Origin of the sequence: Nonomuraea sp. NPDC048882, assembly GCF_040649755.1 — a bacterium.
Taxonomy (GTDB): Bacteria; Actinomycetota; Actinomycetes; order Streptosporangiales; family Streptosporangiaceae; genus Nonomuraea; species Nonomuraea maheshkhaliensis.
This window is the reverse complement of the sequence record NZ_JBEZGB010000008.1, coordinates 280063-292070: the sequence shown is the minus strand read 5'-3', so window position 1 is coordinate 292070 and position 12008 is coordinate 280063. Positions and strand designations below refer to the sequence as shown.

Annotated in this window: 11 protein-coding genes; 6 read left to right on the top strand and 5 right to left on the bottom strand. The window is 70.8% G+C overall.

The genetic code is table 11. The features are described from left to right. Window positions 1-59: 59 nt before the first annotated feature. Complete coding sequence (locus AB0C27_RS28790; protein WP_357849651.1) at window positions 60-896, top strand: GDSL-type esterase/lipase family protein; 837 nt, start codon at window positions 60-62, stop codon at window positions 894-896. 3 nt (window positions 897-899) lie between these two features. On the opposite strand, the gene AB0C27_RS28785 is transcribed toward AB0C27_RS28790, so the two are convergent. Next, the gene (locus AB0C27_RS28785; RefSeq protein WP_357849649.1) at window positions 900-1613 is read right to left on the bottom strand and encodes an HNH endonuclease family protein; all 714 of its coding nucleotides are present in this window, start codon (window positions 1611-1613) and stop codon (window positions 900-902) included. Between the two features lie 193 nt (window positions 1614-1806). On the opposite strand from AB0C27_RS28785, the gene crcB (AB0C27_RS28780) reads away from it, so the two are divergent. The 3 genes from crcB (AB0C27_RS28780) to AB0C27_RS28770 all read left to right on the top strand — a co-directional run bounded on the left by crcB (AB0C27_RS28780) (window position 1807) and on the right by AB0C27_RS28770 (window position 3745). Beyond that, window positions 1807-2274 (top strand): fluoride efflux transporter CrcB, encoded by a 468-nt coding sequence (gene crcB, locus AB0C27_RS28780; protein ID WP_357849645.1) that lies wholly within the window; start codon window positions 1807-1809, stop codon window positions 2272-2274. Between the two features lie 34 nt (window positions 2275-2308). Then, entirely contained in the window at window positions 2309-2668 is a 360-nt protein-coding gene (gene crcB / locus AB0C27_RS28775) for a fluoride efflux transporter CrcB (protein WP_346112753.1), read from the top strand. 156 nt (window positions 2669-2824) lie between these two features. After that, window positions 2825-3745 carry a trypsin-like peptidase domain-containing protein gene (locus AB0C27_RS28770; protein ID WP_357849642.1) on the top strand — a complete coding sequence of 307 codons (921 nt, stop codon included), beginning with the start codon at window positions 2825-2827 and terminating at the stop codon, window positions 3743-3745. 8 nt (window positions 3746-3753) lie between these two features. Here AB0C27_RS28770 and AB0C27_RS28765 read toward each other — a convergent pair whose 3' ends face one another. The 4 genes from AB0C27_RS28765 to AB0C27_RS28750 form a co-directional block, all read right to left on the bottom strand. Continuing rightward, window positions 3754-5112, bottom strand: a complete 1359-nt coding sequence (locus tag AB0C27_RS28765) for a glycosyltransferase family 4 protein (protein ID WP_357849639.1) — start codon at window positions 5110-5112, stop codon at window positions 3754-3756. A gap of 159 nt (window positions 5113-5271) precedes the next feature. Beyond that, window positions 5272-8382 (bottom strand): PDZ domain-containing protein, encoded by a 3111-nt coding sequence (locus tag AB0C27_RS28760; RefSeq protein ID WP_357849636.1) that lies wholly within the window; start codon window positions 8380-8382, stop codon window positions 5272-5274. Between the two features lie 337 nt (window positions 8383-8719). Continuing rightward, window positions 8720-8842, bottom strand: a complete 123-nt coding sequence (locus AB0C27_RS28755) for a hypothetical protein (RefSeq protein WP_357849632.1) — start codon at window positions 8840-8842, stop codon at window positions 8720-8722. A 297-nt stretch (window positions 8843-9139) separates the two neighbouring features. Beyond that, entirely contained in the window at window positions 9140-10195 is a 1056-nt protein-coding gene (locus tag AB0C27_RS28750; protein ID WP_357849629.1) for an Rv2578c family radical SAM protein, read from the bottom strand. 134 nt (window positions 10196-10329) lie between these two features. Here AB0C27_RS28750 and AB0C27_RS28745 point away from each other — a divergent pair, with 134 nt between their 5' ends. Together AB0C27_RS28745 and AB0C27_RS28740 are read left to right on the top strand one after the other, a co-directional pair. Then, complete coding sequence (locus AB0C27_RS28745; protein ID WP_346112745.1) at window positions 10330-10611, top strand: DUF3040 domain-containing protein; 282 nt, start codon at window positions 10330-10332, stop codon at window positions 10609-10611. 406 nt (window positions 10612-11017) lie between these two features. After that, window positions 11018-11848 carry an alpha/beta hydrolase gene (locus tag AB0C27_RS28740; RefSeq protein ID WP_357849625.1) on the top strand — a complete coding sequence of 277 codons (831 nt, stop codon included), beginning with the start codon at window positions 11018-11020 and terminating at the stop codon, window positions 11846-11848. The last annotated feature ends 160 nt before the right edge of the window (window positions 11849-12008 follow it).

Below are 12008 nucleotides of genomic sequence, written 5' to 3'. Positions count from 1 at the left end.
TGGCAGGCCTTGCCGTGTAGCCATAGTGGCAGGGTGATCGGCTATCTACCTTGGTGCGCATGATCGTTCGCCTCGGGCCAGTGCTGGCCGCCGCCGTCGTCCTCACCGCCTCGGTCCCGGCTCACGCCGCCGCTCCCGCGGAACCCGTCCCCGAGGTCATGGCCGCGCTCGGCGACTCCATCTCCGCCGGTTTCAACGCCTGCGGCTGGTACGTCTCCTGCACCGCCCGCTCCTGGTCCACCGGCGACCGCGCCGACGTCGACAGCCACTACCTGCGCCTGTCGAAGCTGTCTGGAACGCTCCACAAACACAACCACAACTTCGCCGTGCCCGGCTCCACCAGCGCCGCCCTGCTCGGCCAGGTACGCAAGGCGATCGCCGCCAAGGCCGACTACGTCACGATCCTCATCGGCGCGGTCGACGCCTGCGCCCGCACCGAGCAGGCGATGACCCCGGTGGCGACCTACCGGCGCCGGCTGGACACCGCCCTGGCCGAGCTGCGCGCCGGGCTGCCCAGGGCCAGGGTGTTCGTGGCCAGCATCCCCGACCTGCGGCGGCTGTGGCAGGCCGGGCGCGGCAACCCGCTGGCCCGTACGTTCTGGTCGGCCGGCCGCATCTGCCAGAGCCTGCTGCTGCGGCCCACGTCCACCCGCCGGGCCGACACCGAGCGCCGCGCCAGGGTGCGGGACAGGGTGATCGGCTACAACCGGGCGGCGGCCGAGGCGTGCGCCGCGTACGGGCCCGCCTGCCGCACCGACGGGGGAGCCGTCTTCGCCTACCCCTTCACCCTCGACCAGGTCAGCAAGTGGGACTACTTCCACCCGAACACGGCCGGGCAGCGGGTGCTGGCGGAGCAGACCTACCGGCGCGGCTTCACCTGGATCGACCCGCGATAGGGTTCATCGGCACTGCGCGAGCATGGTCTTCTTGTCGGCCGGGGTGACCGGGACGTCGTACTTGAGCGCCACCTGCGCGAACCGGGTGACGTAGGCGCAACGGATGCCCCGGCGCGGCGGCAGCCAGCCCGACGGCCCCGAGGCGTCCTTGTGCTCGTTGGCCTCGCCGTCCACGGGCAGCAGGTTGAGCGGGTCGTTGGCGAAGTCCAGCCGCTTCGTCATCGACCAGCGCGGCGCTCCCATGCGCCACCCGTAGTTGAGCGGCACCACGTGATCGACCTGCACTTCGTCGGCGTTGTCCTTGTGCCAGTGGATGAGCCGCCCGGTGTAGGGGTCGGTCAGCTCCATCGAGACGACCTCGCAGTTCGACCCCTTGCGGTACTTCACGTTCCGGCCGTCGCGGGCCAGCAGGTCGTCACGGGTACGGCAGCCGTTGCGCGCGTACGGCACCCCGGTGGCGTCGTCGGCCCAGTTGTCCCCGTACCGGGTGCGCTCGTATCCCCCGTTGGAGCCGAGACCCTTGACGCGCAGGCGCTTGATGAGGCCGCGCGCCTCGCGCCTGTCGGCGGCGGAGCTGATGGGGGCCAGGCCCGGTAACGTGCCGCTGACGTTGCCCAGCGGGCTGGCCGCGGTGGCCGGCGGGGTCTTGGCTGTGCCGATGAACGAGACGATGACGATGGCTCCGGCGAGGACGGCGACCGCGTCCTTGGTGCTCAAGCAGACCTCCGTGAGCTCCAGGTTGTCTAGAGAAATTCCCGGCATCGGCGCTTTTGACACGGGAAGGGTTGTGTGACTGATCGTCCCATCAACCACTCCGCACCCGCGCCGCGGGGCGAGCTCGGACGGGGCGGGGGGCATGTGAGAGGGGTGGGCGAGGGCGCGCCGGGGAGGCGGCGGTAGCCTGCGTCGTGTGACTGATCGTCCCGTCGACCCCGATGTCGATCTTCACGTTCCCGCGCAGCGGGCCGAGCCGCTCTGGCCGGTACTCGCCGTGATCGCCCCCGGCGGCGCGCTCGGAGCGCTGGCCCGGCACGCCGTCCAGACGGCGCTGCCCGCAGGGCCGGCCGACTTCCCGTGGGCGACGTTCCTGGTCAACGTGTCCGGCTGCCTGCTCATCGGGGTGCTGATGGTGCTGATCACGGAGGTCCGCCCGGCCCACCGCCTGGTGCGGCCGTTCCTCGGGGTGGGGGTGCTGGGCGGTTACACGACGTTCTCGACGTACGCGGTGGACGTGCGGCGGACGGTCGAGGCGGGCGCGCCGCTCATCGGCCTGGTCTACCTGGTGGCCACGATGCTGGCGGCGGTGGCCGCGACGGCGGCCGGCATGTGGCTGACCCGCCGCGCCGCCGGCATTGTGCCCGGGATCGGTGCCCGATGACAGTCGTGCTCGTCGTGCCGGAGGCGGGTGTCCGATGACGATCGTGCTGATCGTGCTGGGGGCGGCGGTCGGGGCGCCGCTGCGGTACCTGGCGGATCGAGCGGTGCAGGCGCGGCACGACACGGTGTTCCCCTGGGGGACCCTCTCCGTCAACGTGAGCGGGTCGGCGGTGCTGGGCTTCGTGGCCGCGCTGCCGGTGGGCGACGGGGTGATGGCGCTGGTGGGCACGGGGTTCTGCGGCGCGCTGACGACGTACTCGACGCTGGGGTACGAGACGGTGCGGCTGCTGGAGGAGGGGGCCCGCTTCCACGCGGTCGCCAACGCCGTGGCCAGCGTGGTCGCGGGCCTCGGCGCGGCCTTCTGCGGCGCGGCCCTCGCCCAAGCCCTGCTCTGAGCCCGGGCCCTTGCCCTGAGCCCCAGCCCTGCTTTCAGCCCAGGCGCCGCTTCGAGAGGGGCGGCCCGCGCGCCCAGGCGCTGCTTCGCGTGGAGCCCGCTCAGGTTTTGAAGGGGAGAGTTACCGTGTAATCCAGTAAGCACATTGGAGGTCACGGTGGCCGATCCCCTCGACGCCTACTCCCAGGTCGTGTCTTCCGTGGCCGCCGAGCTGCTGCCCAGGGTGGCCAGCGTGCGGGCCGGGCGGGGCAGTGGTTCCGCCGTGGTGTTCACCGGCGACGGCTTCCTGCTGACCAACGCCCACGTGGTCGGCTACTCCCGCACCGGCACCGTCGCGTTCGCCGACGGCGTGTCCGGCGACTTCGAGGTGGTCGGGCGCGACCCGCTGTCCGACCTCGCCGTGATCAGGGCGCGCACCGCCACCCCGCCGCCGGCCGAGCTCGGCGACAGCGACAGGCTGGTGGTCGGCCAGCTCGTGGTGGCCGTGGGCAACCCGCTCGGGCTGACCGGCTCGGTGACGGCCGGGGTGGTGTCCGGGCTGGGCCGGTCGCTGCCCGCCCGGGCCGGCGCCGCCACCCGTCTGATCGAGGACGTCATCCAGACCGACGCCGCGCTCAACCCGGGCAACTCCGGCGGGGCGCTGGCCGACGCGCGGGCGCGGGTGGTCGGCATCAACACGGCCGTGGCCGGGGTCGGGGTAGGGCTGGCCGTGCCGATGAACGCCACCACCCGCTCCATCATCACCGCACTGATCAGGGACGGCCGCGTCAGGCGGGCGTTCCTGGGCCTGGTGACCTCGCCCGCGCCGCTGCCCGAGCACCTGCGCAGGAGCACCGGGCAGAACGGCGCCCTGCGCGTGGTCGAGGTGGTGCCCGGCTCGCCCGCGCACCGGGCCGGGCTGCGCGCCGGCGACCTGGTGCTGAGCGCCGGGCGTACCCCGGTGGGTGACGCGCAGAGCCTGCAGCGGCTGATGTTCGCCGACGCGATCGGACGGCCGTTACCCATCACCGTGCACCGCAACGGCGCGCTCGTGGACGTCATCGCCGAGCCGGTGGAACTCACCGGCTCGGGTGTGTGATCAGACCCTTATCGCTGAGCCGGCGACTGCTCCTGCGCCGCGGGCTGCTCCTGCGCCGGGGACGACTCCTCCGCCGCGGGCGCCTCGACGGGCTCTTTGCTCCGGCGGGCCGCGGCCCACGAGCCGTCGCGCCGCGCCAGCAGCTCCTCCAGCAGCGCGTCCCACTTCTTCCCGACGACGTCGGGGTCGTACTTGTGCGCCGTCTCCAGCGCCCGCGCCGCGAGGTCCCGGCGCAACTGCTCGTCCTCGATCACCCGCATGATGGCGGCGGCGAGGTTCGCGTTGGTACGGGGCTTGACCAGCAGCCCGTCCACCTCGTTCTTGATCATTTCCTTGGGCCCGTGCGGGCTGTTGAAGCTGACGATGGCCAGCCCCTTCGCCATGGCCTCCAGGATCGTCATGGGGAAGCCCTCGTGCCGCGAGCTGAGCACGTAGATCGACGACTTCTCCAGCTCCGCGCCCACGTCGGTCGTCGGCCCCGGCAGCTCCACCTTGCCCTCAAGGCCCGCCTCGACGATCTGCTTGGCCAGGTTCTCCTCCTGCGGCCCCGCGCCGAAGATGCGCAGCTTCCAGTCCGGGTGCGCGGCGGCGACGGTCTCCCAGGCGGTGATCAGCCGGTGGAAGCCCTTGATCCGGGTCATCCGGCCGACCGCGACGGCCACCTTGGCATCGAGCTTGGACACCTCGCCCGACATCGGCGGCACGGCGTTGGGAATGCGGACCAGCTTGCGCGGCTGCTTCGGCAGCGTCTCGCGGTAGTCGGCCAGATCGGCCTTGGTGAGGGTGACCAGGGCGTCCAGGCGGCGGTAACGCCACTTGATCAGCTCCTGGATGGGTTCGGGCTGAGTACGCAACGCCACATGTTCCTGCCCGATCGTGATCACACCGGGCTGGGCTAATTGGGCGAGCGCGAGGTTGAGCCCCGGGCGGGTGGCCATGAGCACGCCGGTGTCGAGCGAACGGATGAAACGAGCCAGCTTGAGGTCGGTCCAGAGGTTGAACCTGTGGTACGCCGACTCCTCCTTGGGGAGGAGCCGGCTCGGCAGCTTCGACAACATGGCGCGCACCGGGTCGATGCCGGGATCGATCCGATCGTCCAGGAAACGGAACCTCACCCGGGGATCGATGGGGAAGAACGGCGCGTCCGCCTCCTTCAGCACGCTGACGATCTCCACGTCGTGCTCCTCGGCCAGGTAACTGGCCAGGTTGAACACGGTGCGGATGGTGCCCCCCATCCCGTTGGCGTGCAGCAGCAGGATGCGTACCTGCCGGATCGAGGGCGGCGGCGCGTCGCGCTTCTTGCGCCGGTTGTACTCCCGATAGAGCCGGACCATCGCCGACTTGCCCTTGCGTGCCAGTGCGCGCACTTAACAGATCCCCTTTTCACGGAAGAAGTCTCGACACACGTGACCGGCGGAGAGGGCTCGCCTCACCACCGGTCTCATACTTATTCGTCGGTGGAGCGCATTTGCTTTCATCCCCTGTGCGCTAACCCCACCTATGATCTTTAGACGCTTTGGGGATGCTTAAGGTTGCATGCGCGGCCGGTGCCGATGATCGGGAGTATGCGGGGGATTGTCGGCCAGCAGGTCAAGCGCCACGTCGATCGCCCGTTCGAGCTGCGTGTCCACGCCCCGCGCGTAATCCTGCGGGGTGATGTCCACCTCGATGTCGGGATCGGTGCCGTAGTTCTCCACCTGCCAGCCGACATCGTCGAAAGCGAAGGAGAACTCCGGCTGCGTGGTGAGCGTCCCGTCGGCCAGCCGGTGGCGTGGCCAGATGCCGATCACGCCGCCCCACGTGCGCTTGCCGACCAGCGGGCCGAGACCGAGCAGCTTGAAGGTGTGGCTGAAGATGTCGCCGTCCGAGCCCGCCCACTCGTTCGTGACCGCCACGATCGGGCCGCGCGGCGACTCGGGCGGGTACGGCTCGGGATCGCCCCACCGCGGATAGTCGTAGCCCAGCCGCCGCCTGGCCAGCTTCTCCAGCAGCAGCGCCGAGACATGGCCGCCGCCGTTGAAGCGCACGTCCACGATGAGCGCGTGGCGGTCGTACTCGGCCAGGAAGCCCCGGTGGAACTCCCCGAACCCCTCGGCCCCCATGTCGGGCACGTGCAGGTAACCGATCCGGCCGCCGGAGCGCTCGTGGCACTGGGCGCGGTTGAGGTTCACCCAGTCGCGGTAGCGGGCCGGCCGTTCGTCGGCGAGCGTGCGTACGGTGACCGTGAACACGCGCTTGCCGCGCCGCAGCGTCAGCTCGACCTCCTCGCCCGCCTGGTTGACCAGCCGCTCGTTCGGGGTGGCGGCCACCCCGATCGGCGCGCCGTCGATGGCCAGCACGGCGTCACCGGGGCGCACGTCGAGGCCGAGCCGGTTCAGCGGCGAGGTGGCCTTCGGGTCCCACAGGTCGCCGGTCACGAGGGCGCCGATGCGGTAGACGCCGCCGCGATACTGCCAGTCCACGCCCAGCTTGCCCTGCGTGTAGTCGGGGCCCGGCCGGTATTCGCCGCCGCTCTCGAAGGCGTGGCTGGTGGCCAGCTCCCCGTGCAGCTCCCACAGCAGGTCGGAGAACTCGCCGCGGGTCGTCACCCGGTCCACCAGCGGCTGATAGCGCTCGTACACGGCCGGCCAGTCCACGCCCGCCATGTCCTCGGTCCAGAAGTTCTCCAGCTGCAGCCGCCACGCCTCGCGGAACATCTGCCGCCACTCCGCCACCGGGCAGACCGACACCTTGACCCGCGACAGGTCGATCCAGCCGGTCTCACGCCCGGGACTCTCCCCGTCACCGGGCACTTCGCCCGCCTTGACCACCCGCAGCCGATTCCCCGCCCGGTACAGCAGCGTCTTGTGGTCGCGGCCGAGCTCGAAGTCGTCCACGCCCTCGGCGAACAGCTCGTTGTGGCCGCCGGCGAAGTCGAACAGGTGCAGCGTGTCCTCCCCTTCGAGCGGGCTGGTCAGGATCAGCGCCTTGCCCTTCAGCCCCGCCACCCGCTCGTAACGGCCCTCCGGCAGCGGGAACGCGGTCACCCTGCGGGCCAGCCCGTCCACGTCCACGCGCAGCGGCTCCGGCTCGTCCTCCTCGTCGTCGTCCTTCGGCTCCTCCAGCGGGCGGGGCCGGGGCACGAACGGGTCCGGCGCGTCCGCCCGGAGCGCCACCGCGTACGGCCGCGTCCCCAGCGGGAACCCCAGGTCGAACTGGAGCTGGTCGTAGACAGGGGAGAAGACGCGCTGGCCGATGAAGTACAGGTAGCGGCCCTCCGGGTCGAAGGCCGGCATCGAGTCCTTGAGCGCCGGCTCGCTGGCCTGGACCGTGCGGCCGGTCGCCGGATGGTGCAGCTTGATCGCGGTGGACCGGGAGCTCGACGGGCTCGCGTACGCCAGCCACTCGCCGTCGTGCGACCAGGCCGGATCCTCCGGCGGGCCGTGCGGGTTGGCCTCGACCAGCTCAGATCGGCCCGTGGCCAGGTCGAGCACGTGCAGCTCGTCGCGGTGGTTGACGACCGCCACCCGGTCGTGCGCGGGATCGGGGACCAGCTCGTTGACCCGCCCCAGCCGGGCCACCTCCGTGCCCTGCCCGCCCTCGCCGCCCTCCAGGACGACCAGCCGCTCCTCGTCGCCGTCGTCGCTGGCCGCCGCGATCAGCCGGACGCCGTCGTTCAGCCAGGTCAGGAAGCGGTAGCGGACGCCGTCGGGGCGGCCGTGCTGGCGTACGGGGCCCTCCCAGTCCGCCATCGCGTACGCCTTGCCGCGCGCCGTGATCGCCAGCGCGCTGCCGTCCGGGCTCAGCCTCGCGCTGTCGAGATAGTCGGCGGCCTCCACGAACCTGCGGTTGAGCTGCGTCCTGGAGCTGGCCAGCCGCACCTCCAGCCGCCGCGGCCCCTCACCCGGGTCCAGCAGGAACAGCTCCGCGCCCGCGTGATAGACCAGGCGCTGCCCGTCGCCGGACAGGTTCCTGGCGTAGTAGTCGTCATGGTGGGTGAGCCGGTGCAGGTCGCCGCCGGTGGGGTCGCACGAGTAGACGTTGCCGACGCCCTCGTGGTCGGAGATGAAGTACACCCGGCCGCCGCTCCAGCAGGGCGAGGCCAGGTTGCCCGGCAACCTGATCAGCCGCCGGAACTCGCCGTCGCCGCGCGGATCGATCCACAGGTCGCCCACCGTCCCGCCGCGGTAGCGCTTCCACCGCGCCGGGTCCGCGGTGTTGCGGCCGAGCACGATCATGTCGCCCGGGCCGTACGCGATCGAGTTCGCCGGCCCGTACGGCAGCCGCTCCGGCACCCCGCCCGGCCTCACCCGGTGCAGCCATTTGCGGCCTTCGAACGGTTGTGACTGGTCGCTGGCGTACAGAATGCGGCCTTCCGGATCCCAGCCGGTCACCGTGCAGCGGGCGCCGTGGAACGTCACCCGGCGGGCCGCGCCGCCGCCGGACGGCATCACGTACACCTCTTCGGGCCCCTCCTCGCGTCCCACGAACGCGAGCTGGTCGCCGCGCGGCGAGATGCGCGGATAGCCGGCCTCGGCCAGCCCCGCGGTCAGCCGGAAGGCCCGCCCGCCCAGGGCGGAGACCATCCACAGGTCGTCCTCGGCGGCGAAGACCACCACGTCCTGGAAGACGGCGGGGAAGCGCAGGTAAGCCGACATGGAGCAGCTCCACGGTCGATCGGACGGCCGGGCCGCCCTGGGCCACGGCCGTCCGATCAGGTCACCGGCCGGGCAGCCTCGGCGAGCGACTGCCCCGGCCGTCCGATCATCTCCAGCCGAGCAGCCTCACCCGGTGACCGCCCGGACCGTCCGATCAGATCCGGCCGGACGGTCACCGTGGCGCCGGCCCGGCCGTCCGATCAGATCCGGCCAGACAGACACCGTGGCGTCCGCCCAGGCCCTCTGATCAGGTCTGGCCGGGCAGTCACTATGGCGTCCACCCCGGCCGTCCGATCAGGTCACCGGCCCGGCAGCCATCGGCAGGCTGCCCGGATGGTCACTCCTCGCCGGACGTCTTCTGGCTGTCCCGCTTCGTCTCCTTGACCTGCCGGCTGGTCTTGATGGCCTGCTTCTTCGACTTGCCGGACTTGGAAGCGGGTTTCTTCTTCGTGTCAGCCATGGAAATCTCCCCCCGAATGGATGAGATGCACCGTATTGGTGCACCACGGCCGTTAATACCCATCAAACGACGAAACCCGACATACCACCTACTCGTCTCCTCAATAACCCTTTCCCGCACGGGCTCACCCGTCCATCGTCGCCATGCGACCGTCCCCGCACCCGGCCGTCACCACATGCGGCCGTGTCCGCACCCACCCGTCACTACATGCGGTTGTCTCCATCCCCGGCTGCCACCGCGTGCGGTTGCCTCGATCTCTGACCGTCCCCGCGTGCCTCGGGTCAGGCGGGGACGGGATCAGAGCAGGCGCAACTGCTCCGGCTCGGGTGGGACCACAGGGCCCTCGGGGGTGATCGGAGGGCGGCGGCGGGACGGTGCGCGGCGGGCCATCGCCGGGACGGACCGGCCGACCCCATGGCGTTCGGCCAGCTCCCTGGCCAGGCCCGTCACCCGCTGCTGGTAGGCCTTGGGCGCGTAGGAGCCCCGCCCGTACAACTCCAGATAGCGCGGCACCAGGCGCGGGTGCTCGCGCGAGAGCCAGCTCAGCCACCACTCCCTGGCCCCCGGCCGCAGGTGCAGCACGATCGGGACGAGGTGGGTGGCGCCCGCCTCGGCGATCTCCTTGACTGTACGGTCGAGCTGGGCGGGGGAGTCGGTCAGATAGGGAAGGATCGGGGCCATCAGGACCCCGCAGGCGATGCCGTTGTCGTTGAGCGTCGCACACGTCTCCAGGCGGCGGCGCGGATTGGGCGTGCCCGGCTCGACGGCGCGCCACAACTCCGGATCCACGAACCCGACCGAGACGTCGGCGCTGACGTCGGTCACGTCGGCGGCCTCGGTGAGCAGGTCGAGGTCGCGCAGGATCAGCGTGCCCTTGGTGAGGATGGAGAACGGGTTGGCGGCGTCGCGCAACGCGGCCAGGATGCCGCGCATCAGCTGATATCGCCCCTCGGCGCGCTGGTAGCAGTCGACGTTGGTGCCCATGGCCACGTGGTGCCCGCCCCAGCGAGGCGAGGCCAGCTCCTTGCGAGCCAGCTCGGCGGCGTTGACCTTCACCACGATTTTGGAGTCGAAGTCCGCCCCGGAATCCAAATCTAGATATTCGTGCGTTTTTCGGGCAAAACAGTAAATGCACTTATGAGAGCAACCCCGGTACGGGTTGATCGTGTACTCGAACGGAACCCGGCTGGCCGCGGGGACGCGGTTGATGATGGATCGGGCCCGGATCTCATAGAAGGTCATCCCACTGAATTCGGGCGTGTCGAACGTTCGGGTCACCGCGCCGCGAGCGAAGAGCGGCACGGCCGGATCGTCCCGGCCGGACCCGGCCAGGCGCAGGTTGTCCCAGCGCATGCCATGATTAGAACAAAGGTTCGAGCATGATCGCAAACCGAAAAGAGGTGGCAATTACTGGGTCAGGCGGGGGCTAATGATCTTCAGGGTTGGGCAGAAAGACGCCACAGAGCTTGCGTTCCGGAGGTGCACCCATGGCCTGGTCGCAGGACGAGGAGCGAATGCTGGCCCAGATCGAGCAGCACCTCGTCGACGACGATCCCCGACTCGTCGCACGACTGGAGTCGTTCAACGAGCGGGTTCGCCGCAGCGAGGAGAGGTCGAAGGGGCAGCCGGGTCCGAGGCACCGGCCACGCCGCTCGACGGTCATCATTGTCATCAGTTGGTTGCTCATCGCTACATTGGTCGCCACACTCTTGGTCATGGTTCTCAGCCACGAGGCCGCCACGGCCCTGGCCTTGGCAGTCTCCTTCTGACCGCACCCCAGCCGGCACCGACGTGAGAACGGCCGGCCCGACCCACCCGAAGATCACGCCCATGAGGCGATGCCCCACGTCCCGCAGCGCACCACCCACGCCCGGGACAAGCCGGCCCGGGGGAGGCATTCGCAGCCGACCGGGTGTCCGAGCAGGGCCGTCGCAGACGTCCTGGCAAGCCCGTTGCCCACGGCCAGGTGCCAGGGGAAACCGTCGCGGTGGGCCGGGCGCCCTGATCGACCTCCTGCCGACCCTGGCGAGGCTCCCTGTTGGTGGGGGGACCACGGTGGCGGGACCACGGTGGCGGGGGGCCGTCACCTCGCGGGCGGTGACCCGCCACCGAGTACCTCAGCGGTGGTGACCCGGCACTGGGAACCCCAGCGTGAGCAGGGGTAAAGTCCCGAAGATGATCGAACGGGACCTCACGATGGGCGACGGCCGCACGCTGCACGTCTACGACGCCGCGGAGAACGGACGGCTGCCCGTCGTATGGCACCACGGCACGCCGAACCTGGGCGCCCCGCCGGAGCCGCTCTTCGCCGCGGCCGACAGGCTCGGCCTGCGATGGGTGTCCTTCGACCGACCGGGCTACGGCGGCTCCAGCCCCGACCCCGGCCGCAGCGTGGCGTCGATCGCCCGCGACACCGCGGCGGTCGCCGACGCCCTCGGTCTCGACCGGTTCGCCGTCGCCGGCTACTCCGGCGGCGGAACCTACGCCCTGGGATGCGCCGCGTCGCTGGGCAGCCGAGTCCAAGCGGTGCTGACCCTGGCCGGCATCGCCCCGTACGGCGTGGAGGGGCTCGACTGGTTCGCGGGAATGGTCCCGTCCGGGGTGGCCGCGCTGGGCACGGCGGCGGCGGGCCGCGACGTGCGCACGGCACTGGCGACGTCCGCATTCCCCTACGACTGCGAGTTCACCGCCGCGGACCTGGCGTTGTTCGAGGGCCCGTGGGGATGGCTGGGCAAGGTCTCGGAACCGGCCCTCGACGCCGGCCCGTACGGCCAGATCGACGACGACGTCTCCTACACCCACGCCTGGGGCTGCGACCCCGCCGCCATCGAGGCCCCGACCCTCCTGCTGCACGGCACCGAGGACCGCATCATCCCCGCCACCCACGGAAAGTGGCTCGCGACCCACTGCCCGAACGCCGAACTGCGGCTTTGCGAGGGCGACAGCCACTTCACCATCGTCACCCACGCCGAATCCGGCCTGGATTGGTTGCGCAGCCGGCTCTGACACCCGGTGACGGCCTGTTGGGGCAACTTGTGGTGACGGCCTGTGGCGGCGAGCTGTGGCGACGAGTTGCAGTGCCGACCAGCCGTGACGACCAGCAGCAGGGTGCGGAAAGCGCAGCCGGACCATTCCTCCCGGCCTGCTGATGCCCCATGATGATCAT